Annotated in this window: 22 protein-coding genes; 16 read left to right on the top strand and 6 right to left on the bottom strand. The window is 37.1% G+C overall.

All coding sequences use genetic code 11. From position 1 onward, the window contains the following. Positions 1 to 273: 273 nt before the first annotated feature. The 7 genes from FFS26_RS17370 to FFS26_RS17340 all read left to right on the top strand — a co-directional run bounded on the left by FFS26_RS17370 (position 274) and on the right by FFS26_RS17340 (position 10,589). Positions 274 to 3,099, top strand: a complete 2,826-nt coding sequence (locus FFS26_RS17370; protein WP_137905664.1) for a gliding motility-associated C-terminal domain-containing protein — start codon at positions 274 to 276, stop codon at positions 3,097 to 3,099. A 118-nt stretch (positions 3,100 to 3,217) separates the two neighbouring features. Further along, positions 3,218 to 6,616, top strand: coding sequence for a T9SS type B sorting domain-containing protein (locus FFS26_RS17365; RefSeq protein WP_171006345.1), 3,399 nt, complete (start codon positions 3,218 to 3,220; stop codon positions 6,614 to 6,616). A gap of 203 nt (positions 6,617 to 6,819) precedes the next feature. After that, entirely contained in the window at positions 6,820 to 7,614 is a 795-nt protein-coding gene (locus tag FFS26_RS17360) for a hypothetical protein (protein ID WP_110011478.1), read from the top strand. A gap of 284 nt (positions 7,615 to 7,898) precedes the next feature. Then, positions 7,899 to 8,663, top strand: a complete 765-nt coding sequence (locus FFS26_RS17355; RefSeq protein WP_110011479.1) for a DUF6759 domain-containing protein — start codon at positions 7,899 to 7,901, stop codon at positions 8,661 to 8,663. Positions 8,664 to 8,759: 96 nt separating this feature from the next. Further along, the gene (gene trmB / locus FFS26_RS17350) at positions 8,760 to 9,437 is read left to right on the top strand and encodes a tRNA (guanosine(46)-N7)-methyltransferase TrmB (RefSeq protein ID WP_110011480.1); all 678 of its coding nucleotides are present in this window, start codon (positions 8,760 to 8,762) and stop codon (positions 9,435 to 9,437) included. A gap of 15 nt (positions 9,438 to 9,452) precedes the next feature. Continuing rightward, a complete protein-coding gene (locus FFS26_RS17345; protein WP_137905663.1) occupies positions 9,453 to 10,145 on the top strand; it encodes a DUF6759 domain-containing protein in 693 nt (230 codons plus the stop codon). Between the two features lie 6 nt (positions 10,146 to 10,151). Beyond that, positions 10,152 to 10,589 carry a DUF6759 domain-containing protein gene (locus FFS26_RS17340; protein WP_137905662.1) on the top strand — a complete coding sequence of 146 codons (438 nt, stop codon included), beginning with the start codon at positions 10,152 to 10,154 and terminating at the stop codon, positions 10,587 to 10,589. Positions 10,590 to 10,788: 199 nt separating this feature from the next. Here the strand turns inward: FFS26_RS17340 and rpsB are convergent, their stop codons facing one another. From rpsB to rplM, 3 genes are all read right to left on the bottom strand, one after another. Next, entirely contained in the window at positions 10,789 to 11,550 is a 762-nt protein-coding gene (rpsB, locus tag FFS26_RS17335; protein WP_002976219.1) for a 30S ribosomal protein S2, read from the bottom strand. Between the two features lie 207 nt (positions 11,551 to 11,757). Beyond that, positions 11,758 to 12,144 carry a 30S ribosomal protein S9 gene (rpsI, locus tag FFS26_RS17330; RefSeq protein WP_002976218.1) on the bottom strand — a complete coding sequence of 129 codons (387 nt, stop codon included), beginning with the start codon at positions 12,142 to 12,144 and terminating at the stop codon, positions 11,758 to 11,760. Between the two features lie 6 nt (positions 12,145 to 12,150). Next, on the bottom strand, positions 12,151 to 12,606 hold the full coding sequence (gene rplM / locus FFS26_RS17325) for a 50S ribosomal protein L13 (RefSeq protein WP_002976217.1): 456 nt from the start codon (positions 12,604 to 12,606) through the stop codon (positions 12,151 to 12,153). A gap of 348 nt (positions 12,607 to 12,954) precedes the next feature. Here rplM and FFS26_RS17320 point away from each other — a divergent pair, with 348 nt between their 5' ends. Next, on the top strand, positions 12,955 to 14,052 hold the full coding sequence (locus tag FFS26_RS17320; protein ID WP_137905661.1) for a DUF3667 domain-containing protein: 1,098 nt from the start codon (positions 12,955 to 12,957) through the stop codon (positions 14,050 to 14,052). 42 nt (positions 14,053 to 14,094) lie between these two features. Here FFS26_RS17320 and FFS26_RS17315 read toward each other — a convergent pair whose 3' ends face one another. Next, on the bottom strand, positions 14,095 to 14,427 hold the full coding sequence (locus FFS26_RS17315; RefSeq protein ID WP_110011484.1) for a hypothetical protein: 333 nt from the start codon (positions 14,425 to 14,427) through the stop codon (positions 14,095 to 14,097). A gap of 202 nt (positions 14,428 to 14,629) precedes the next feature. Here FFS26_RS17315 and FFS26_RS17310 point away from each other — a divergent pair, with 202 nt between their 5' ends. The 7 genes from FFS26_RS17310 (at position 14,630) to FFS26_RS17280 (ending at position 22,876) form a co-directional block, all read left to right on the top strand. Further along, on the top strand, positions 14,630 to 15,028 hold the full coding sequence (locus FFS26_RS17310; RefSeq protein ID WP_047435683.1) for a hypothetical protein: 399 nt from the start codon (positions 14,630 to 14,632) through the stop codon (positions 15,026 to 15,028). Further along, entirely contained in the window at positions 15,025 to 16,272 is a 1,248-nt protein-coding gene (locus FFS26_RS17305) for a hypothetical protein (protein ID WP_110011485.1), read from the top strand. The genes FFS26_RS17310 and FFS26_RS17305 overlap by 4 nt, the downstream gene beginning before the upstream one ends. Positions 16,273 to 16,532: 260 nt before the next feature. Further along, complete coding sequence (locus FFS26_RS17300) at positions 16,533 to 19,880, top strand: methylmalonyl-CoA mutase family protein (protein ID WP_137905660.1); 3,348 nt, start codon at positions 16,533 to 16,535, stop codon at positions 19,878 to 19,880. A gap of 164 nt (positions 19,881 to 20,044) precedes the next feature. Beyond that, positions 20,045 to 20,245, top strand: a complete 201-nt coding sequence (locus FFS26_RS17295) for a hypothetical protein (protein WP_110011487.1) — start codon at positions 20,045 to 20,047, stop codon at positions 20,243 to 20,245. A gap of 38 nt (positions 20,246 to 20,283) precedes the next feature. Continuing rightward, a complete protein-coding gene (locus FFS26_RS17290; protein WP_137905659.1) occupies positions 20,284 to 20,994 on the top strand; it encodes a diphthine--ammonia ligase in 711 nt (236 codons plus the stop codon). A gap of 212 nt (positions 20,995 to 21,206) precedes the next feature. Beyond that, positions 21,207 to 22,319 carry a serine hydrolase domain-containing protein gene (locus FFS26_RS17285; RefSeq protein WP_110011489.1) on the top strand — a complete coding sequence of 371 codons (1,113 nt, stop codon included), beginning with the start codon at positions 21,207 to 21,209 and terminating at the stop codon, positions 22,317 to 22,319. Between the two features lie 32 nt (positions 22,320 to 22,351). Next, complete coding sequence (locus tag FFS26_RS17280) at positions 22,352 to 22,876, top strand: 2'-5' RNA ligase family protein (RefSeq protein ID WP_137905658.1); 525 nt, start codon at positions 22,352 to 22,354, stop codon at positions 22,874 to 22,876. Between the two features lie 29 nt (positions 22,877 to 22,905). Here the strand turns inward: FFS26_RS17280 and FFS26_RS17275 are convergent, their stop codons facing one another. Both FFS26_RS17275 and FFS26_RS17270 read right to left on the bottom strand, forming a co-directional pair. After that, a complete protein-coding gene (locus FFS26_RS17275; protein ID WP_137905657.1) occupies positions 22,906 to 24,264 on the bottom strand; it encodes a M64 family metallopeptidase in 1,359 nt (452 codons plus the stop codon). Between the two features lie 2 nt (positions 24,265 to 24,266). After that, positions 24,267 to 24,752, bottom strand: coding sequence for a hypothetical protein (locus FFS26_RS17270; RefSeq protein WP_137905656.1), 486 nt, complete (start codon positions 24,750 to 24,752; stop codon positions 24,267 to 24,269). A 101-nt stretch (positions 24,753 to 24,853) separates the two neighbouring features. Between FFS26_RS17270 and ruvC the strand changes: the two genes are divergently transcribed. Further along, entirely contained in the window at positions 24,854 to 25,408 is a 555-nt protein-coding gene (ruvC, locus tag FFS26_RS17265; RefSeq protein ID WP_034692903.1) for a crossover junction endodeoxyribonuclease RuvC, read from the top strand. Positions 25,409 to 25,478 lie beyond the last annotated feature (70 nt).

Below are 25,478 nucleotides of genomic sequence, written 5' to 3'. Positions count from 1 at the left end.
TGATCCCGGTGAATTTCACCGGGATTTTTTATTAACATTATTTATACCCATCTGTACAATAAACATTTAAAAAAATTAACAAATATAAATAATTCACCCACTAAAGAACTAATAACGATAATCAGGAAGATTAAGCCCAACAACTATTACAAGTTTCATACCCAAGAAGGCTTTTAATTAAAAATAGAAGACTTTTATTTAACATTTATTTAAATTTTATTAAAAGTATTTCATTTTTTATTTTATTTTTGTAGAAATCCTAATTCCATACACATGAAAAGATTTCTACTCAGTTTGGTATTAATTTTTTTGACAATTAATCCACTCTTTGCACAAAGGGATACCGAGCATTGGATTGCTCCTTATTATGACAGTGTTGGAGGGTATAACAATATGATATACCTTTCTACTGATTCACCAACTCCTTTTGATGTAACTATTTACAACAATAATACCGTGGTTACAACCGTTACAATCAGTAAAGGTAATCCACAGACCTATAAGGTTGCCAATAACCTTATTTCCACAGGAACATCTACCGAAGCATTCAATGTGGGTAATAAAGGGCTTTATTTAAAGGCAGCCAAACCTTTTTACTGCAGCTTAAGACTCGCTCAGAGTGTTCATGGGGAAGTAATCACCAGTAAAGGAAAAGCCGGAATTGGAAAAACATTTTTCGTTGCTGCCGCTCCCAACACCAATACCAGCAGTATTCAGAATTTTACGGCAGGTGTCCTTGCTACCGAAGACAATACCAATGTAACCGTATCATGGAATCCAACTGCCGGAGTTGTTTTTATTAATGGAACCCCTACTGGAAATACTCAGACCTTCACTTTACAAAAAGGACAATCTTTCATTCTTGCAGGATCCGGTTCTCAGTCCGGAAATAAAACAGGCTTTATCGGTGCCAAAATTGTTTCTGATAAGCCGGTAACACTGACCAATGGAAGCTGTAATGCCAACTTCTCTGCTTCAACAACCGGAAGTGATCCGGTTCTTGACCAATCAGTTCCGGTTGACAGACTTGGGAATACTTTTGCCATGGTAAAAACAAGATCTACTCAACCTTCATTAAATATGGAAGGAGGCCTTATTGTGGCTACCGAAGATAATACTGAAGTATATTTAAACGGCGGAGGTACTGCTGTTGCAACACTTGCTGCCGGAGAATGGTATAGAATTAACGAAACCAGCTATGTTGCTCAGGGAACATCAGGACATTCAAATATGTTCATTTCCACCACCAAAAATGTATATTTATACCAGTTTATCGGAGTTTTGCAAAGTGATGCTACCAATGGATTCAACTACATCCCGCCATTAAACTGTTTCCTTCCAAGAAAAATTGATGAAATCGGGAAGATCAATGAAATGCCACTTGGCGTGGGAGGAGCCAGCTCTACTCCCAGTGATCTTGTAGTAAAATTGAACATTCTAACAGAGGCTGGTGCTACTGTAATGTTGAATGACGCGCCTCTTCTCCCTGAAGCTGGTCCTTATCCCCTTGCAGGAAATGCCAACTGGGTAACGTATGCCATCAACAGTGTAACCGGAAATATTAAGATTACCTCTACAAAAGCTGTAACAGCAGGTATCAACGGAGGATATAGCTCTGCAGGATATGGAGGTTACTTTGCAGGATTCTCTTCAATCCCTGTTATTGCAAAAAAAACAGGTGAATGTGTTCCGGGAATCGTTCTTGAAGTAGATGATGGATATGAAACCTACCAGTGGTTCCGTGACGGGGTGCCTATCCCGGGTGCTACCAGTTATACGTATACTCCTACACAATCTGGAAATTATACCGTAAAAGTAACCATGGGAACATGTCCTCCTGTGACGACTCCTATTTATAAAGTACAAAACTGTTTAAAAGAAACCACACAGGCTCTTAATGCTTGTTCTACTAAAATTATTACCCCGACGTTTACTTCTTCCACTCAGAATGTGGTTCCAAGTACGGTAGTAATTTTGACTCCTCCTACCAAAGGAACAGCCGTGGTTAATCCAAACGGAACGATCACTTATACACCTAATCCCGGATATCTGGGACCAGACAAAATCGTTTATAAATTCTGCGGAAACTCAGTTGAGTTTACAGATTGCGAACAGGTAACCTTAAACCTTACTGTAGTACCATTCATTGTAACGGATACTTCTATTAAGGCTTGCTGGTATGATGTAGATCCTTATGCTTATTTTGACCTTACCAAAGCAAAGGTAACAGATTATAATGCTGTTACAAAAAAATATTACCGTACTCTGAATGACCTTACTGCAGGTATCAATGCAATCACAACACCAGAAAACTTCCCTTCAACAGGAGGATTTGTATATGTGAAAGTAACTACTGCTGAAGGATGTACGGCAAATGCCAAAATTGAATTAATTGTACTTCCAATTAAAAAGTCTCCGGTCCTTGTAGATCAGTACATCTGTATGGATGCTAAAACTAACCTGGATGCTGGTCCTGGATATGATTCATATCTATGGAGCACAGGAGCTACCACATCAGGTATCAGAGATATAGGTGTTGGGGAATACACCGTAATCCTTGGTAAGAACGGATGCTTCCTTACCCAGACTGTAAAAGTTAAAAAAGTGGAAGATCCGGTAATCCAAACTATTGAGATCAATAATAATACAGCTACTGTCATTGTAAGCGGTGGTAAAGCACCTTTCAAATATGCGGTTGATGGAACTGCTAACTGGCAGGATTCAAATACCTTCACAGGTTTAACAAGAGGTCAGCACACGTTCTATGTAAAAGATTTTTACAACTGTACGCCTATTGCTGTAGAAGTCACAATTCCTAATCTGCTCAATGCAATTACCCCTAACGGAGATAATGTAAATGATTATATAGATTACAGCGAACTGGCTTATAAGGAAAATCTGAGCTTTGTAGTGTATGACAGATACGGAAACATGGTGTTTACCGGAAACCGATTCAACAACTACAGATGGGATGGAAAACATTTTGATAAAAAGCTGGGAACAGGAACATACTGGTACCATATCAGCTGGAATGAATCCAACAAAGAAAAGACTCCAATAAAATATACAGGTTGGATTCTTGTTAAAAACAGAGAGTAATAATTAGTTTAAAACTATATTGAATAAGCCGCGATCAAACAATCGTGGCTTATTTTTATTATATTTCCAAGTAATCAACGCTTTTTATTATTAAATTTGCTATAAATACTAATACTGAATGAAGAAAATTCTATCTTTTTTATTTATATTTTACATTTTCAACTCTGTTTTTGCCCAACTGGACAGGGAACATTGGTTTGCTCCGATGGTAGACAGAACTGGCGCCCCGAATCCTAATCAGAAACTGTATTTATCTACCAGCAGAACGACTCCTTTCCCGGTAAGCATTTACAATAATAATGTTTTGATTGGTACAGTAACAATCAGTAAGAGCAATCCACAGAAATTTGATGTTTTAAGAAATTATATTATTACCACACAGCAGACAGATTTGTTTACTCCTACGACAAAAGGGCTGTACCTTAAAGCAGAATTTCCTTTTTATGCCAACTTAAGATTCTCAGTATTTAATCATGCTGAAATCATTACTTCAAAAGGGATCCCCTCTACAGGACAAAAATTTTATGCAGCTTCCGCTCCCATCACAGTAAGCAATCCTATCTTGAATTTTATGACAAGTGTATTGGCAACTGAAGATAATACATCCGTTACAATTTCCGGATACAGCCCTACCGTTCAATTTTCAAACGGGACGACCGGAGCAACTAATCCAACAATCACTTTCACTTTAAATAAAGGACAATCTTATATTATTGATGGGATTGGGAATATAGCATCAAACTTTGACAGTTTCATTGGTTCAAAAATTACGTCAAACAAACCCATCAATGTTACCAACGGAAATTTTAACGGACAATACGCAGGAAATTTCCCTTCCAGTTCAGATATTTTAATGGATCAGGCAGTACCTGTCGACAGACTTGGAAATGAATTCGCACTCGTAAAAGGTAATGGTCCCATTGACTCCCATATGGAAGGAGCTATTGTTATTGCTACCGAAGACAATACACAGATTTTTGTCAATAATGAAATTCCACCTTTAGCAACCATCAATGCCGGAAAATACTTTGTAATCCCAGATTCAAAGTATATCCTTCAGGGAAACGGACATTACAATTTGTATCTCAAAACATCAAAAAATGCTTATGTGTACCAAATTTTAGCAGGAGACTCCAATATAGGAAATGAAACAGCCACCGGTGGATTTAATTATATCCCTGCTTTGAACTGTTATCTACCGAAGCAAATCAATGAACTTGGCCTTATCAACGAAAATTTTGTTCATTCCAATGGTAATCCCGGAGGGATTCTAAATATTCCAACAAAGTTAAATCTTATCACAGAAAGAGGAGCTACCATTACAGTGAACGGAGCAAATCCACCTGCAATAACCGGCCCATACAATATGACTGGTACAACCAATTGGGTTACCTATGGTATTCCCAATGTAACAGGTACCATTACAGTGGTTTCAGATAAAGCAATTATGGCTGGAATTACTGCCGGAAGTGATGCTGTAGGGTACGGAGGATTTTTTGCCGGCTTTCCTACACAACCTGTAATTCTGCAATCTGGAGGTGGCTGTATTCCGGGGATGGTTCTAACGGTAGATCCTTTAATCTATGATACCTACCAATGGTACAGAAACGGGATTATCGTCCCCGGAGCTACCACATCATCAATCACCCCTACACTACCAGGGTATTATACATGCTCAGTAACAATGGGAAGTTGTGCTCCTTTAGTTACCCAACAGTTTAAAGTCCTGAACTGTACAAAACTAAGTACTAAAACCTACGATGTATGTACCTCGCTGACCATAAGCCCAACATTAAGCAGTTCTACACAAACAACTGCGCCTAATACAGTAGCGATTACAACAGCTCCTACACTGGGAACCACAACAGTAAATGCAACAACAGGAGTTATTACTTATACTGTAAATACGCCCGGAACATCCGGAACAGATACATTCACTTATACATTCTGCGGCAATGATCCTGATTTTCCGGATTGTGAAACAGTTACGGTTACCATCAATATCCAGGCTCTTACAGTAATGAATGCAACATTATTTGCCTGTGATATCAATGGGCAGGGAACCTTCAACCTGACGACAGCAAATATTACCACCAATTCCCCGGTTACCATTACTTATTATCCTACCATGTTGGATGCCCAGAATGAAAATGCAGCAGCTCTGATTAGCAATACAACAGCTTACAATGCACCCAACGGTACCATTGTATATGCCGTCGTAAAAAACAATATCGGATGTAAAAGTATCGCACAAATCACATTATCCCTCTTCAATAAAGCGATTGTACTGGATAACTACAATGGTGTTTTCTGTGATGATAATCTGGACGGAACAGTTACAGTCACACTTTCCAATATAACCCCAATTGTACTTAACAATCCGAATTACTTTACTAATGTAAGATACTATGCCAGTCTTGCAGATGCCAACGCAGGAAACAACAATACCCTTCCAAACAACTGGAGCTATACAGCAACCACTATCATTTACATCAGAGTAGATTCTCCGGACGGATGTGCTTCTGTGATCAAGCCTTTACAGTTCAGTATTGGAGCTAAAGTAACATTAATTACCAAAACGGTTACGGAAAATGTTTGTGATGATGATCTGGATGGAATAAAAAGTGTGAACTTAGCGCAGTTCATTCCTCAGTTTACATTAGACCCCAACATTACTTTCACTTTTCACGCAACATTGGCAGATGCTCAGAATAATGTGAATGCAGTTTCATCCCCGGTTAATATTTCAACTTCACAAACCTACTATATCCGTTTCGAAAAAAATGGAGTCTGCCCGGAAGTAGGCACTCTTAAAATCAACATTAAAGTTCCTAAAAAATCAGATATTTTAACAGATAAAGCAATTTGCCCGAAAACCACTACCACACTTAATGCAGGACCAGGATTTGAAAAATACCTCTGGAGTACAGGAGCTACCACTCCCTCCATTACGAATGTTGCCCCTGGAAATTATTGGGTAGAGCTTACCTTTAATGGCTGTGTTTACAAACAGTATGTGAATGTTAATGAATTGCCGCTTCCTATGATTACGTCTATTGAAATTGATGGAACAACTGTAAAAGTTGGGGCAAGTGGCGGTACACCTCCTTATGAATATTCTTTAGATGGGGTGGTATGGCAGAGTTCCAATATTTTCTACAATGTACCAAGAGGAGCACACAATGTATTTGTAAGAGACTCTAAAATGTGTGAAGATGTTAAAAAACCATTTGCCATTATTAATCTGATCAATACCATTACTCCGAATGGAGACGGTTATAATGAAGTAATAGACTATTCTGCCTTAATGAACAATGATAATCTCGTATTCCGGATCTTTGACCGATATGGTGCAGAAGTTTTCAGAGGAACCCCTGAAAACAGATATATCTGGGACGGAAGAGTGGGCGGCAGATATGTTCCTACGGCTAATTACTGGTACTTTATCACATGGACGGAATATGGCTCCAGCCTGATGATAAAATACACGAGCTGGCTGCTGGTAAAACACAGATAATACGCAAAGCCGGAAGAAAGAGAACCTGAAATTTCAGTAATCTTTTCTTCCGGCTTTTTTTATTGAAATCTCCCATTTTTAAACATATGGCAAGTTTCTAACACTCCTTAACAATTAAATCCCAAAGTTTAATATAACTTTAACCACTATTCTTTATCTAATTACACAGAATTGCTTTATTTCTATGTAATTTTGCGCATTATATGAAGAAACTGTTTACTCTACTGCTATTGGTTTTTCTGGCAAAAATTAATGCACAAATATATTCCGGGGAGGTATTTCTGAGAGACAACTCTATTTTATATCTCAATCAGGTGTATGTCACCAACCTGAATACACAAAAAACCGTTCTCACGGACTACAATGGTAATTTTAATATTCCTGCCAATATCGGGGACGTGATCCGGTTTACCTCTATTGTGACCGAAAGAAAAGACATCAAACTGACTCCTCAATCTATGGAGCAGAAAAATCTGGTTGAGCTCAAAATTGCGTATTACGAAATTCAGGAAATCGTTCTCAGCAGGTTTAAACCTACCGGAAATCTGCGGTATGATGTAAACTCTTTAAGAAAAGAAGACAAAGCATACGCTCTAAAAAAAGTAATTGGTCTTCCTGAACCAAAAGGTGACGGAACACCTCCGGAACTTCCTGTTGCCGGGCTACGGGATGGTGGGCTTACCTTCAGCCTGGAAAGCATCTATGATATTCTTTCCGGAGAAAGAAAGAAAAAACAGCGTTATCAGGCTTATGAAAGAATGAACAGTTCTATAGCACAGATTAAAAATTATCTGGGTAAAGATTATTTCACAAAATTTAAAATACCGGAAAACTTAATTGATAACTTTCTTCAGTTTGTGTATTCCTCAGAAAATATCCAGGCTTATGTTTTGGCGGGTAACTTTGAAGCAATAAAAGTTCCTATTGAAAAATATCTTCCTATTTATCAGAAAAGGTTAAGAAGCTCACATCTTCAGGAAGTTGTAGGCAGCAATTAATAAAAGAATCATTTGAAATATTTTATACCTCATGTACATTACATGGGGTATTTTTTGTTGAATGGCTGAAAAACAGCAATGATGCTTCATTAGAGCAGCAACACTATGGATTATTCAACTTTTAGAACATATTATTCTTTAATATTCAAAAATATGTTTAATTTTATCTCACAAACAAGTGTTTAAAATAAAAACACTGGTATTTCGTTATCAAAATAAAAACTAACCGATCCGTGAAAGCAAATTAAAAGAGAAACACCAAATTTCTAACTTAATATGAATTAATGAAAAAAGTACTTTTACTTCTTTGTTGTATGTTTTTCGTTACTATGTCTTCTCAAAAAAAAGGGAAAGACTACAGTGATATTTTGAAAAGTAAGAATATTTACGAGATCAATGCTTTTTTACGGGATGCCCATCCTGATGATCCCCGAAGGTCCGTTCTTAAACCGAGGGTTATGGAAATGATGAAAGAGTATATCAAAAATGCACATCCTGCTGATCAAAAAGTAAAAGATATGCAGGAAATGCTTGCTATGCTACGGAGAAGACCTTCTACCAAAATTACTTTTGATGAAATGAATGCCATCATCAAACAAAAACAGATTGCAAAATATAAAGCTGAGCTTGCGGCAAAACAATCTACTACGGTGTATACGCCCAGCACTGCTCAAAATACATATGTTGTAAATGCTGCTGCCAACACTGCCGTTCCCAATACTGAAGCAGAAGAATTCAACATGCTGATGGCTGTATCTCCTGTAGAACATAAAAACAGAACTGTAAAGATCCTGAATTCCTTATTTGATAATGATCCCAATACTAAAGAATGCATCGTTTTGATACAAAATAAATCAGACTGTAATATCATTGTAAGAATGGAAGGTGTAGGAACTACCAAATACAGGCTGGCCGTTCCTGCTCAGGGTGAAGGTTCCATTGTGATAGATAAAGGGCAATATCTTTTCACCAGCCTGGTTTGCGGGGCTCAATATGCGTCGCAAAAAACAATTGAAAGGCCAATTATGGTGGCTTTAGGAAGCCATTAACAGAAACCAGGAACGAATGATCTCTATGTCTTTTACTACCAAAAGACATAGAGACTCCATAAATTTTCACTATTTTTGCACTCATTTTATAACTCAATGGGCAAGAATAAATTAGCAAGATTTGCAGAAAACAAAATATTACCGAATGTCATTCAACCAACAAGAGAAGATGCTTTGAATGGTTTCGAACTTAAAGGAAAATGGAGAGAAAATTTCTTTAAAAATGACAATCCTATTGTACTGGAGCTGGGCTGCGGAAAAGGAGAATATTCTGTAGGACTCGCAAAAACATTTCCTGAAAAAAACTTTATCGGGGTTGATATTAAAGGGGCAAGATTTTGGTTTGGCGCTAAAGAAGCTGTAGAAAACAACATGACTAATGTAGCTTTTCTGAGAACTCAGATAGAACTTGTAGATTATTTCTTTGCAGAAAATGAAGTAGATGAAATCTGGATTACATTCCCTGATCCACAGATTAAATACAAAAGAACAAAACACAGATTAACACATCCGGATTTTTTAAACCGATATAAAAAGTTTCTGAAGCCAGGAGGTATTATCCACCTGAAAACCGATTCAGAATTCCTGCATGGGTATACGCTGGGATATTTACAGGGAGCAGGTTATGAGATCATTTCTGCTCATCATGATATCTATGGCGCCCCGGAATACGACCCAAATACGGAGCATTTGAGAGATATCAAAACGTATTATGAAGAGTTATTCTCAGCGAAAGGGAAAACCATAACTTACATCAAATTCCGGATAAGCTGATGAAATAAAAACCTGATGAAAAAAAATTTTTTAACGATTTTATTCTTCACTTTTCTTATTGCCGGCTTTGCGCAGGCTCAGAAAAGCAGTAAAGATATTCTAAAGAGCACGAATATTAAAGAAATTGAAGAATACCTAAAGAATGCACACCCTGATGATCCCAAAAGAACTGTGCTGAAGCCTAAGCTTATTGCTTTAAAAAACTCTGAATGGACAAAGGGAGCCCGTACTGCCAAACCTATGGAAGCAAGGCCTGTTATCTCCGATATCCCTAAAAGCATTATGAGAAACCCTAATTCAGATGATGCTGAAGAGTTTAAAAAACTTATCGCAGAGACTTCTGCTGAACATAAGGAGAAAACAGTGAAGCTTCTGAATGCAATGTTCAATGAAGATATTACACGCAAGGAGGCTATACTCTTATTTAAAAATAATTCTGATTGTAATATTGTATTGAGAGTTGAGGGAAAAGACTTCTATAACCTCGCTGTTCCTGCCCACGGAGAAAATTTTATTGTGATCAATAAAGGTTCATACACGCTCAGCAGTAATATTTGTGATATAAAATATTTCTCCCAGAAAGATATTAAAAAAAGTATATTTGTAACGGTGGACAGCCCGAAAATGTCCGAAACGCAAGCCAGTGCAATCAAAAAGGATGAGGTTCAGAAAAACAGGCCATCAAACAAAAGAAAAAACAAAAAATAAAATAGTATGAAAAAACTATTAGTTTTTGCCGGAGTTTCAGTAATCTTTGCCGGTTGTAATGTAAATTACGGCGGTTATCCGGGAAGAACCTCCTATCCTGCCGGTAACTCAACAGGCAACAGAGCCAATACAGAAAGAGAATATAATGAACTTATAAAGACCTACAAGCCGGAAACAGCTGAAGTTCTGAACGACCTTCTGAATAATGATGATCCGAAGAATCCCAGGACTTCTATTTCTGTAGAAAACAAATCTCCATGCAATATGGTGCTTACGGTAAGCGGGGGTAATTTCTTCAAGAAAATCCCCATTGGGGCAGGGAAAATTGGATATACCATGGTTCCGAAAAATCAAAATTACAGATTATCGGGTATTCTTTGCAACTCGGTATACCAGTCTACAAAGTTTATCACAACTTCTTATTCTATAAAACTTTCAAATTAAGATATAACCAGCAGAAATTCTGCTGGTTTTTATTTTAATGAATATTCTGACCCTTTATTAAGGCTTGCAGAAACAAATACACTTAAAGCGGAGAAAACATAACATCAAAAATAAGAATCCAAAGAAATGATTTCTGATATAAATAAAAAAACGCTGGATCGAAATCCAGCGTTTTTCCTATATTAAAGAAAATCTTCAATTATTCCGCATCGAAATCAGCATCTGTATCAGCAGATACTTTTTCTCCTTCTTCTTTAGATTTTTCTTTATCAGCTTTTCTTTGAGACTGACCTTCTTTGATAGATTCAGAAACTACGCTAAGGATCATATCAATAGACTTAGAAGCATCATCGTTTCCTGGGATAACGAAGTCAACTTTTCTAGGGTCAGAGTTTGTATCAACGATACCGAAAACTGGAATACCTAATTTCTTAGCTTCAGTTACCGCGATGTGTTCTCTCAAGATATCAACTACAAATACAGCAGATGGAAGTCTTACCATGTCAGCGATAGAACCTAAGTTCTTCTCAAGGTTAGCTCTTTGTCTGTCAACTTGTAATCTTTCTTTTTTAGATAAAGTTTCGAACGTACCGTCTTTTTTCATTTTGTCGATAGCATTCATCTTCTTTACAGCCTTTCTGATAGTAACGAAGTTCGTTAACATACCACCTGGCCATCTTTCTGTAATATAAGGCATATTAAGTTCAGAAGCGTGTTTTGCAACTACTTCTTTCGCTTGCTTCTTAGTAGCTACGAAAAGAACTTTTTTACCTGCAGAAGTTAATTTTTCTAAAGCGTTGCAAGCTTCATCCAATTTAACTGCTGTTTTATGTAAGTCTACAATGTGAATACCGTTTTTCTCCATAAAAATGTATGGAGCCATATTTGGATTCCACTTTCTGGTCATGTGACCGAAGTGTACGCCAGCCTCTAAAAGGTCTTTTACATTTGCTTTTGCCATGTTTTCTGTTTTTGTTAGTTTACTTTCCGTCTTTTAAACAATCAACAACTTCTTTAGATGGGAGAAGCGTTTGGATGCTAAACGTAACGGGCAATTGGCGGTCTGCTTTTTGCTTTTGGCAATGGGCTTTTCGCCGAGATTAAGTTTAAAAAAAATTTAATACATTCCTGTAGCCAATAGCCATAAGCCATCTGCCAACGAGAAATCTTAACGTTTTGAGAATTGGAATCTCTTTCTTGCTTTTTTCTGACCTGGCTTCTTTCTTTCCACCATTCTTGCGTCTCTTGTAAGTAAACCAGCTGGCTTCAATGCTAATCTGAACTCAGCGTTGATTTCGCATAAAGCTCTAGAAATACCTAATCTGATAGCTTCTGCCTGACCTGTATTACCACCACCGAATACGTTTACGGTAACGTCATACTGACCAACAGTCTCAGAAAGGATAAACGGTTGGTTTAATTTGTAAACCATCACGTCTGTAGAGAAATATTCTTTAGCATCTTTACCGTTTACTGTAATAACACCAGAACCTGGTTTTACATAAACTCTAGCTACAGAAGTTTTTCTTCTTCCGATTTTGTGAACTATAGACATAATTAATTATTTAAATTCGTTAACATTAATTGTTTTTGGCTGTTGAGCTTCATGTTTGTGCTCAGTTCCTTCATATAAGTAAAGGTTCTTAAGGATAGCAGCTCCTAATCTGTTTTTAGGTAACATACCTTTTACAGATTTCTCTAATACCTTTAAAGAATCTTTCTTCTGAAGTTCAGCCGCAGTCATAGACTTCTGTCCACCAGGATATCCTGTATGCCAGATATAAGTCTTATCAGCCCACTTGTTTCCGGAAAGTGTAATTTTCCCAGCATTCAAAACGATTACGTTATCACCACAATCTACGTGAGGTGTGTAGTTCGTTTTGTGCTTACCTCTCAAAATCTTTGCAACCGTAGAAGCTAATCTACCTAACGGCTGTCCTTCAGCGTCTACCACAACCCATTCTTTATTAGCAGTAGCTTTGTTCGCTGAAACAGTTTTGTAACTTAATGTATTCACACGTTTTAGTTAAAGATTAAACATAATTTACCCCTAAAAGGGTGTGCAAAGGTACAAATTATTTTTGTAACCCAAAAACATATTTTATTTAATCTATATAATCCATGTGTTATACCCCTCTATCAATAGATTTTAACATTATTTACAATTTGGCATAAAACTTGCGAACTTATGAGCCGGTGAAAAAAAACACTTCGAAGATTCTAAAAACACAATGAAACAGCAAAGAGTTTATTCCCTCAACTCTTTCTTTTTATTAAATTTACTTTAAAGATTTCCGTAAAACACCTGGATATAATTATAATTTCATTGAAATATTTATATTTGCGTTAATCATATTCTATATCCATGAGTCACGGAAAACTAAGAGAAGACAAAACCTGCCTGAACTGCGGGCATCAGGTTGAAGAAAGATACTGCCCTCACTGCGGACAGGAAAATACTGAAAGACGGCAGCCCTTTTATTTTCTTTTTACCCATTTCATTGAAGATTTCACGCATTATGATGGCCAGTTCTGGGGAACTGTAAAAAACCTGTTATTTAAGCCTGGTAAACTGACTAATACTTATCTTGAAGGGAAAAGACAGAAGTTTGTACCCCCTGTAAAGCTTTATATTTTTGTCAGTTTCATTACATTTTTTGTGTTTGCCCTTTTTCCTATGGTTAATATTGGTTCTTCGAAAGAGAGAAATACCGGAGAAAATGGCAAGACGAATCTTCTGAAAGTCATGAAGCCTGTTGAAAAACAAAAGCTGATAGACAGTATAAAAGCAAAAAAACATCTGAATGGGGAAGACTCTCTTGCCATTGAAGGACTGAAAGCAGTTCCCGACTCTTCTGAAATAGAAGATATCATTGACATGGACAAAAAGATAGATCCGGATGTCAGTTTTGGTGAATACAAAACCCGAAAGGCTTATGATTCGGCTAAAGCCAAAAATCCGTCATCTCTTACTTTTATTGAAGCCCCAATTGTTCACAAATTCTTTGAACTTAAAGAAAAAGGGGTGAAGAAAAAAGAGATTATGGCCGGTATGGTAGAAAAGTCTTTCCACAATCTTCCCAAAGCACTTTTTATCTACCTTCCTCTTTTTGCATTCTTTTTATGGTTTTTCCATAGTAAGAAAAAATGGTGGTATTTTGATCACGGAATTTTCACGCTGCATTACTTCTCATTTTTACTGCTCACCATCTTATTCATTTTCTTACTCTCCAAATTAGCGGGTCTCACAGACCTCTGGCCGGTTAATACCATTTTGTATTTAGCAATATCAATCCTGTCATTGTACACGATGGCCTATTTTTTTATTGCCCACCGGCGCGTTTATCGTGCTCATGGTTTGGTAAGCATTATTGTCGGGATGATATTATTCACCATTAACTTTATTGCCTTCATGTTTTTACTGCTGGGTCTTGCCCTGATCAGTTTCATGATGATTCATTAATAAAAAAAAAGAGACTGTCGTATCGGACAGCCTCTTTTTTATTTATTTTCTCAGTGACTTTGTTGCCCTGAAACTTGCGATGACATAATAGGCCACAAATACCATGGAAAACTTCAGTATAGATGGAATAGCCAGTTCAAGTTTAAAAATTAAAGTACCTGCCCCAACCAGTATAGCCATCACTACAAAAGATAGCCCCAGCTTTTTAGCCAATGTGAAATCCGGAGTATCCAAATAATAAGCAATACCCCAGGCAGCACCAAAAGCAACGGCATAATATAACTCCAAACCGATGTTTTCTGAACTTAAAAAGAAATAATTAATCAGGAAGCTTACTACAGTTCCCAATGCGAAATATATCAACGCTTTTTGCATGTCTGTAAAAATATGCTGCAAAAATAGAAAATTTAATTGTGGCGCAGAATCATTGGAACTATTTAATTATTGGATAAAAGACTGCTTTTATATTTTAAAGCAATACAAAATCACCCAAAAAGGTAATTGAATACCAATATTACAAATTATACATTTGAAATAGAATTAAGAGCTGAATCCACAAACCCAAAAGTCAACAGACATGAAAAAAATCCCTCAAAAAACAGTAAAAATCACTCACTTTAAAGAAAATAATGTTGAAGTGAATGTAATCATCAGTGCCAACACACAATTTGGCGACCCTCATTTTATCATTAATGGAAAGAGAATAGATGATAATAATTTAAATGACGATAAATTCTCTTTCACCATTCCAAAAGCAGATTTAGCATCAGATCATTTACTTTTCGCAACTTCTTTCAATATTAATATGCAGGTAAATCATCTGCAGATTTTAATCAATACATGCAGGATAAAGTTTGAATTTCCTCAGATTCCTTCCAGGAATTTTCATTTCAATCCTTTTGAAGGTAAAACCACTGATGATTTATCCGGTAAGTTTATCTATGGTGTTTATAAATACATAAAAGTTGAGCTATGAAAAAGATAGTACTACTAGCAGCGCTGATGTTAAATATAACATTATCGTTTGCTCAAAGCAAAGAAATCAGTGCAGAGTTAAATAAACTCGAGCTTTCCAATGCACCAAGTGTAATGCTTCTCGGCTTGGCAAGTTCTGATCTGGAGACCCCGAAATCAAAAAAGGCTTTTATGTCCAGTATTGTCAATTCATTCAGCGAAAATGAAGGTCTTCCCAACGCCTATGCTGTAGAACTTACTCCCACTCATTTATTTCCCTTGACAGAAATGGATGCATTGAAGTATGCCGGCATTAAAACGATCAAAAACGCTGACCATACAGAAGAGTATAGAAATAATATTTTCAGTGAAGCCAAAAACGTTTCCGTCTCATTTGCCTTTCTGAGAAATTATAAAATTGAAGATCTTAATACGGAAAATCCCTCGGTCTCTTTTTCTTTGAGAACCACTGTGTTTAAAGTAAGGAATAAAAAAAATATAGAGGCTATTGCGGCTTCAAATAATAATATTTCCAGAGAATTAACCGATATTCAAAGAGAATTTGAACAATCACCCAAGTTCATGGATATTATGAAATCCGATATAAGTCAAAGCGAAAAGGAAGAAAAACTTTCAAAGGCACAAGATGACTTTGTCACAGATTACTATAAAACCGAAACTGAAAAATATAAAAAGTACCTGGACGAAAAACCTGCTTTTCAGCTGGATGTCGCTTCTGCCTACAGTACTTTCTTTTTAGACAATCAGTTTAAGAATAATCAATTCGGGAAATTAGGATTCTGGATGACCATGAGTTCCGGGATCAATCTGGAAAGAACAAAAACTCCACAGAAAAAAGAAGATCAAAACAATGAAAAATCAAAAGTAATCATCAAAGAAGCCTCCACCACAGATGCTTCAAAAATTGAGAAAAGATTAAATTTCTATGCCGTTGCGAGATACATGCAGGATAAAACGGTTTATGATGCTGCCAGCGGATTCAGCAGGACTGATAATTATGATTTCGGTGGAAAAATAGAGCTTGTATACAACAGATTCTCTATTGGTTATGAGTTCATCTACAGAAGCAGCGATTTGGATGACACCTACCGTTCCAATGGAGTAATCAACTATAAAGTGTCTGACAGTGTGTATATCAATGCTGCCTTTGGAAAAAATTATGGTGACAAGAATAATCTTATTACATTTTTAGGATTAAACTGGGGGCTGGACAGCAAAAGAAAAACACTTTTTTCAGAAAAATAATAATACAGATCATTTTTTATGAAATAAAGACTAAACTTCATGACACAAAAGAAAAAATGTCAGCGGGTTATTATCTGCTGACATTTATATTTTTACAGAATAGTGTAGTAATCTGTAAAATACAGACCTAGCCTCTAACAAAGTATTTCGAACTTAAAAAACAATTATCATAAACGTTTAAAAATCAGAATTTTATCCTACAATACGAGGTTTTTATTTTATTGCTATATTTGAGAACTTAGAAACTGTCTAGAATTTTTATGGAAACCCAAAAATATACTCCAACCAACAAGGTAAGAATCGTAACTGCTGCCTCATTATTTGATGGGCACGATGCTGCGATCAATATTATGCGTCGTGTCATTCAGGGAACAGGATGCGAAGTGATCCACCTGGGACACGATAAATCAGCAGAGGAAGTTGTAAATACAGCCATCCAGGAAGATGCCAATGCTATTGCATTAACTTCATATCAGGGAGGTCACAATGAATATTTCAAATATATCTATGACCTTTTGAGAGAAAAAAACTCACCGCAGATCAAAATTTTTGGCGGCGGAGGCGGTGTAATCCTTCCGGAAGAAATCAAAGACCTTATGTCTTATGGTATCGACAGAATTTATTCTCCGGATGACGGCCGTGAGCTTGGGCTTCAGGGAATGATTGATGACCTGGTACAACGATCAGATTTTGCAACAGGAAAAGATGTTACAGCAAAAGATCTTGATGATATCAGCTTTGAAAACCCTTCAAGCATTGCACAAATTATCTCAGCCGTTGAAAACTTTTCAGAGGAAAAACCTGAGCTTGTAAAAGCTATTGACGAAAAGTCTAAAGACCTGACTATTCCAATCATTGGTATTACAGGTACCGGAGGAGCAGGTAAATCTTCATTAACGGATGAACTGGTAAGGCGTTTCTTACGTTCCAATACAGACAAAAAAATCGCTATTATTTCCATTGACCCTTCGAAAAAGAAAACCGGAGGTGCTTTATTGGGAGACAGAATCCGTATGAATGCAATCAATGATCCAAGAGTTTATATGCGTTCTATGGCAACCAGAGAAAACAACGTTTCTGTTTCTCCATTTATTCATTCTGCACTGAATGTATTAAAACTGGCTCATCCGGATGTCATCATCCTTGAAACTTCGGGAATCGGGCAGTCTGGTTCAGAAGTTTCTGATTTCGCAGATGTTTCCATGTATGTAATGACTCCTGAATATGGAGCATCTACTCAGCTGGAAAAAATCGACATGTTAGACTATGCGGATCTGGTAGCATTGAATAAATCTGACAAACGTGGAGCACTGGATGCTCTTCAGGCCGTAAGAAAACAGTTCCAGAGAAACCATTTGCTATGGGAAAGCCCATTAGATGATATGCCGGTGTATGCTACCAAGGCGTCTCAGTTTAATGATCATGGAACAACAGAATTATACAACAGATTAATTTCAAAAGTAAACGATAAATTCTCCGGATTGAATCTAAAAACTTTTGTTGAACAGGAAGTGACAGAAGAAGTAACGATTATTCCTCCAAAAAGAGTCCGTTACCTTTCTGAAATTGTTGAAAACAATAAACAATACGACATCAATATTGAGAAACAGGCTGAACTGGCCAGAAAAATGTATCATATTGAAGGCGTAAAAAATATCATTTCCAATGAAGCTCTGGATGCTGAATACCAAAAGGCGGAAAAAGAGCTGCAACAGGAAAATATCGATTTCCTGAAGACCTGGGATGATACAAAAAAAGCATTCCATGCAGAGTTTTATTCTTATTTCGTAAGAGGAAAAGAAATTAAAGTTGAAACTTCTACTGAGTCTTTATCTCACCTGAGAATTCCTAAAATTGCATTACCAAAATACAATGACTGGGGTGATCTGATCAGATGGAAAGGCCAGGAAAACCTTCCGGGAAGCTTCCCTTATACGGCAGGTATTTATCCGTTCAAAAGAACCGGTGAAGATCCGACAAGGATGTTTGCAGGAGAAGGAGGCCCTGAAAGAACCAACAGAAGATTCCATTATGTTTCTGCAGAAATGCCTGCAAAACGTTTATCTACAGCATTTGACTCTGTAACCTTATATGGCCAGGATCCTGCTTTACCACCGGATATTTATGGTAAAATCGGGAATGCGGGAGTTTCTATTGCAACACTGGATGATGCTAAGAAATTATATTCCGGATTTGATCTTGTCAACGCACTAACTTCGGTTTCAATGACGATCAACGGTCCTGCACCGATGCTGTTGGCCTTCTTTATGAATGCTGCCATCGATCAGAATGTTGAAAAATATATCAAAGAAAACGGTTTAGAGTCTAAAGTAGAGGCTAAGCTTAAGGAAAAATTTGACGATAAAGGGTTAGAAAGACCTAAATATAACGGCGAACTTCCTCCATCCAACAATGGTTTGGGATTACAGCTTTTAGGATTAACCGGTGATGAAGTGATTCCTGCTGATGTATACGCAGAAATTAAAGCTAAAACAATTGCTACGGTTCGTGGTACTGTTCAGGCGGATATCTTAAAAGAAGACCAGGCGCAGAACACCTGTATTTTCTCTACAGAATTTGCCCTAAGATTAATGGGTGATGTTCAGGAATATTTCATCAGAGAAAAAGTAAGAAACTTCTACTCTGTTTCTATTTCGGGATACCATATTGCTGAAGCAGGAGCCAATCCGGTTTCCCAATTGGCATTCACACTGGCCAACGGGTTCACTTATGTTGAATATTATTTAAGCCGTGGAATGGATATCAATGATTTTGCACCGAACTTATCTTTCTTCTTCTCCAACGGTATCGATCCTGAATATTCAGTAATCGGACGTGTGGCAAGAAGAATCTGGGCAAAAGCGATGAAATTAAAATACGGAGCAGACGAAAGAAGTCAGATGCTGAAATACCACATCCAGACTTCGGGACGTTCACTGCACGCTCAGGAAATTGATTTCAACGATATCAGAACCACGCTTCAGGCACTGTATGCGATCTACGATAACTGTAATTCACTTCATACCAATGCTTATGATGAAGCGATCACTACTCCTACAGAGCAGTCTGTAAGAAGAGCGATGGCAATCCAGTTAATCATCAATAAAGAATTAGGATTGGCTAAAAACGAAAATCCGCTTCAGGGGTCATTCATCATTGAAGAATTAACGGATCTTGTAGAAGAAGCTGTATATACGGAATTCGACAGAATCACAGAAAGAGGCGGTGTTCTCGGAGCGATGGAAACGATGTATCAGCGTTCAAAAATCCAGGAAGAATCAATGCATTACGAATGGCTGAAACATACCGGTGAATATCCTATTATCGGAGTGAATACCTTCTTAGGAAAAGATGGTTCACCAACCGTTTTACCGGGAGAGGTTATCCGTTCTACGGAAGAGGAGAAACAGGCACAGATTGAGTCTCTTCACAACTTCCAGCAGGCCAATGAAAATAAGTCTGAGGAAGCTTTAAGAAAACTTCAGCATGCAGCCATCAACCAGCAAAACTTGTTTGAAGTGATGATGGATGCTGTAAAATACTGTTCTTTAGGACAAATTACCAACGCTTTATTTGAAGTGGGTGGTAAGTACAGAAGAAATATGTAAGCTTATACAGCAAACATCTTTTATATAAAACCTCAAAGGATTTCTTTGAGGTTTTTATTTTTAATGTGAAAAAATGCTAATTTTTGATAAGCAGATTGATAATGTTTGTTAAAAATTAAAAATAAACTATCTTGACCCTATATATTTGTCATCAAAAAATTCGAATGAAAACATGTATTAAAATTATTTCGGTGTTTGGTCTTTTTGTGGTATTAAGTTCTTGTAAAACTACTCCTGTGGAAAATGCTCACAAAAGCGATATGGCTAGAAATGCTGAAGAATTACAAAAAAGAGAACAGACAGAAAAGGAAAAGCTTGATATTACAAGCCCCCAAAATAACTACGGAAAGCCCGTTTCAAAATAAGAAAATCTCCCTACTTTTGGGAGATTTTTATTTTTACAATGAAACCAAAAGCATTATTCAACTGGAGCAGCGGAAAAGATTCTTCCCTTGCTCTTTATAAAATACTAAAGGAGGATCAATATGAGATTTCTACACTGCTTACCAGCATCAATCAGGAATTTCAAAGGATTTCTATGCATGGAGTTCATGTATCGCTTTTAGAAAAACAGGCAGAAAGCCTTGGGATTTCTTTGATCAAAATGGAACTTCCCAAAGAACCATCCATGGAAGAATACCAACAGATCATGAGTAAGACAATGACTGAAATTAAGGCTCAGGGCATTACCCATTCCATTTTCGGAGATATTTTTCTGGAAGACCTGCGAAAATACAGGGAAGACCAATTAAATGCTATCGGTATGAAAGCCTTATTTCCCCTATGGAAACAAGATACAACTGACCTCATCCGTGAATTTTTAGATCTTGGCTTTAAAACGATTGTAACGTGTGTGAACGGATCTTTTCTTGATAAAAGCTTCGCCGGAAGGATTATTGATCAGCAATTCATTGATGACCTTCCTGAAAATGTAGATCCGTGCGGAGAAAACGGAGAGTTTCATACCTTTACTTTTGATGGACCTATTTTCAAAAATCCTGTTGAATTCAAAATCGGGGAAACCGTCAAAAAGACTTATCCTAAGCCTAAAACAAGTCCTGAAGAAGAAGACGGAGAATATGTTTTCTGGTTCAGTGACCTGATATTAAGATAAACCTGTGAGCTTCCGTCCACAGGTTTTTTCAATATATTTTTTTTCTCAGCAATTCCCTTATTCATAACATTGAAATATTCCACAAAAGCTGATTAAATCTATATAAAGTTGTTCCAGCAGCCTGTCCTAGCACGCAATTTGCTTCTCTTAATGCTCTTCAGGATATTTTAGTATCTTTAAGAGTATAATCATCATTTAAAAATACAACACCTGTGATCAAAAATTTATTATTCCTGTCTTTTTTCTGTTTTTTATTTTCCTGTACAACAACTGAGGGTCCAAAAATTACCCCGGTTGATAAAAAAGCAATTATAGATTCCACCATCTCGGCTTTTCAGAAAACACTTTTGGAACAACAGATTGATTCTGCTTTTAAAAAGTATCATTTCAATGGGAGCATTGCCGTTTTTAAAGACACCATTCCTCTTTACAGAAGAGAAAACGGATATTCTGATTTTAAGAAGAAAACTAAAATTGACAGCAATACCATTTTTGCGATAGGATCTGTGAGCAAACAATTTACCGCTGTTTTGATCTTACTTCAGATGGAGCAGGGAAAACTGAATGTGACAGATAAGGCTTCAAAATACCTGAAGGAATTTCAGATCAAGGAATATGAAAACATTACGATTCACCAACTCTTAAACCATACTTCGGGATTAAATCTGATGGGTGGAAAGCTGATGTTTAAAAGCGGATCAGATTTCTATTACTCCAACGATGGTTTTAATGCACTTGGAAAAATTGTGGAAAAAGTCTCGGGAAAATCCTATCATGAAAATGCATTGGAACTTTTTAAAAGAACAGGGATGACTCACTCCTCAACAGGAGACATTTTCAAAGGAAATAACTTTGCCAATGCTTATGTTGGGACACCTTCCAAGTTCTCAGAAGTTCCCAATATGCCGAAAAGATTAGGCGGATCAGAAATCGGAACACCTGCCGGAGGAATACTGTCTACCATTGAAGATCTTCATTTGTGGAATAATGCTCTGTACAGCGGGAAAATTCTAAAACCCGAAACGTTGAAGCTCTTCATGGCCAAAAGTGCGGAAAGACACCATGCTATCTTTGGGAAAATGGGTTATGCTTACGGAATTATGCTTAACATCGGCCAGCCCAATTCCTATTTCCACAGTGGTTATGTAAAAGGTTCTCCTTCTTTAAATATTTATTATCCGGAGACCAGAACTTCCGTAATCATTCTTTCTAATATTGCTGATGAAGAAAGAGGAAAGGGAGCGATCTTCAGACCTCATATTGAAGTAAAAAAGATCACTGATCATCTTGAGAATACGCTTACACAGCTCAGGATAAAACATTAATTTCCGGAATTTTAAAAAGACTAAATTACCGTATGAAAAAAATGTATTTCATTGCAGTTTATCCTCCGCAGGAGATTATTGAGGAAATAAAAGTCTTTAAAAAAGATCTGGCAACCAATTATGCCAATTCCAAGGCTTTGAAAAATGAAGCACATATTACGCTCTTCCCTCCCTTTTCAAGAGAAATTGAGCTGGAGGAGGATATCCATATTGCTTTTCAGAAGATCAATACGGACATCAGACCTTTTGAAATAGAACTGGATGGTTTTGGAAGCTTTCCCAATCCTAAAAATCCTGTCCTCTATATTCAGCCCAAAGAAAGTAGTCAATTAACAGAACTTTATCATAGGGTAAAAGAGCGTTTTAATTTCGCAAAGTATTCGTTTAATCCGCATATGACTGTAGGATACAGAGATCTGGCCTGGGAAAATTATCTTAAAGCCTGGGAAAAATATGAAAACATGGAATACAAAACTAAATTCTTAGTAGATAAAATAATACTTCTTCGCCATGACGGACGGTGGGTACCCATAGCAGAGAAAAAACTGGAAAAATAAAACCGGCTCCCAGAGCCGGTTTCGTGTAATTATTCTTTAATGATTTTCTGAGAAATGATCAGGTTTTTATTTTCTTTTACATTCAACAGATACGTACCTGCCGGATAGTTTTTAATATCAACCCGAATTGCAGAATCATTCAGTTCAAATCTGGATGGAATAAGTTTTCCTGAAGCGTCATACACTTCTACTTTTACATCTTTTGAAAAGCCCTGTTTGCCTTTAATAAAAAATTCGCCATCTGTAGGATTAGGGTAAATACTGAAACGACGCTCTTCCGCTTTGACTTCTGAGAGTTTAAGAGTTGATTTGCTCAGTGTCCATGAAACATTGGTAACATGGAGTGTGCTGTGATTGTCTACTTTTAAAAGCGGATTGTTATCCACTACCGATAATGTCAAAGTATTATTTCCGTTGTTAAGTTGTCCGGGAGTAATCGTTATGCTACTTCCCGTTGCTCCCAGAGCCGTTCCGTTTAAGCTCCATGAATTAACCAGCGTGTTCGGAATGGGAAGAATTTCGTTGACCGTGAAGGTAACATTGGATGTAGCATCAACGGTTGTATTATTGGCCGGAGTATAGGAATCTACAGGGGAAACCAGAGTATGAATCCTTTCAATAATCGCCTCTTTACATACAGAGCAGAATTGCTGGTTAAGATATCTCATTTCACAACTCTGATGCGGCCTGAACCAGCTTGGGCTTTCAGCATGGGCGTAAACTCCTACCCCATTTAATCCTACCCAGTTTTTCCATTTTATCGTTGCCGGATTAGAATTTTGTGTTTTATTGGGAGATTCCAGCGAACCGGAAAACCAATATTCATCGGCCAATTTTCCAAAGGAATGTCCCAGTTCATGCACTACAATTTCATTGGAAGAACCGTTGAGTGAAGCAAAAGCATAGGTACCGCCACAACCTCCGTATTCTGTAGAATTACCCAGCACATAAGTAATATCATAATCCGGGATATTGGCGGCCAGAACCTGTCCTACTTTATTGGTAGTATTGCTGTATATACATCTGTGAACTCCTACATCGAAAGTAGACCCAAGATAGTTATTGGGATTAGTTACAGGAATTACAGGTTCTGCAACATCTGCTGCGGTTCCGGGATGCTTTACTCCTGATTCTGTGGAAATTACTTTTACCGCATAGGCATTAAAGTAATTCTTATATTCTGTATAGGGACTTTTCGTAAAAAGATAATTGATCGTATTCTGAGCCGATGTGGTAAAAGCAGTTTGCTGTGCAGCGGTAAACCCGTCTCCCAACACTGCAATAACAATCCGCTTACTGTTGTCCCCGTTCTGTAATAGCGGAACGGTCTCAAAAGTCTGGGCAAAACAACTGCTTCCTATTAAAAGGGATAATAAAGTTTTTTTCATGATTATAGTTTTTGTGTGAATATTACTTGTGCACCATCCTCAGTTGCTTTTTCAATCTTTACCGACTGTACATTTTCAGAGTAAGAAAACCTGGCACTGAATTCGGTATTTTGAAGGGAAGCTTTATGTCTGGATATTCCCTCTTTTTCATATACTTCCAGTTCAGGATTGAAAGGATCTTTCACCAGCTGTTTACCCATTTCTTTTCCGTCAGCTCCTGTTAATGTAATCACAAGATCACCCTTACGGATGTTGTTTCTTTCAAATGAAGGCATCTGTTTCAATCTGCCATCTGCAATTTTAGTACTCTGGAGAGTAATTTTTGCATTTCCCGACTGATCTTTATCTGCTTTGAAAAACAAATAAATGATCCGTTCGCTCTTTGCTGTAAAAGCTTCTGAATGCTTATTCTGAACTAAATTATTTCTCTCTTTAAGGCTAAACAAGAGAAAGACAGGAACAATTAATACATTAAATACATTTTTCATGATCATTTTTATTTAAAGATATTAAAATTTCAAACATAAACGAAAATCATTACCAATACTTTTTCCACTAAAAAAACATAGAAAGTCCTATCTTTGAAGCAATGATTTCAGAGAAAATAATTTTAGGAATTGACCCGGGGACAACGGTAATGGGATTTGGTATCATCTCCGTAAAAAAAGGAAAAATGGAGATGGTTTCTATTCATGAACTTATCCTGAAAAAATATCCCAATCACGAAACCAAGCTGAAGTATATTTTTGAAAGAACCCTTTCTCTTATTGATGAGTTTCATCCTGATGAAGTAGCTCTTGAAGCTCCTTTCTATGGGAAAAACGTTCAGAGTATGCTAAAACTTGGCCGTGCTCAGGGCGTTGCTATGGCAGCCAGTCTTTACAGAAATATTCCTATAACCGAATATTCTCCAAAAAAAATCAAAATGGCGATCACCGGAAACGGAAATGCCAGCAAGGAACAGGTAGCAGGAATGCTTCAGAACCTTCTTAAATTAAAGGAGTTTCCTACAAAATATTTAGATGCTTCCGATGGTCTTGCCGTAGCTGTATGTCATCATTTTAATTCCGGTACCATAGCAGATACGAAATCGTATTCCGGATGGGAGAGCTTTCTTAAACAAAATCCGGACAGATTGAAATAGGTTCCACATTCTTTTTTCAATTTTTCAAAAACAAAATTTAACATTCTAAAAAACAGCATTTTACCCAAAC

It is taken from the genome of Chryseobacterium sp. 2VB (assembly GCF_005503635.1).
GTDB lineage: Bacteria > Bacteroidota > Bacteroidia > Flavobacteriales > Weeksellaceae > Chryseobacterium > Chryseobacterium cupriresistens.
The sequence above is the reverse complement of the archived record's forward strand: the minus strand, read 5'-3'. Positions and strand labels throughout refer to the sequence as shown.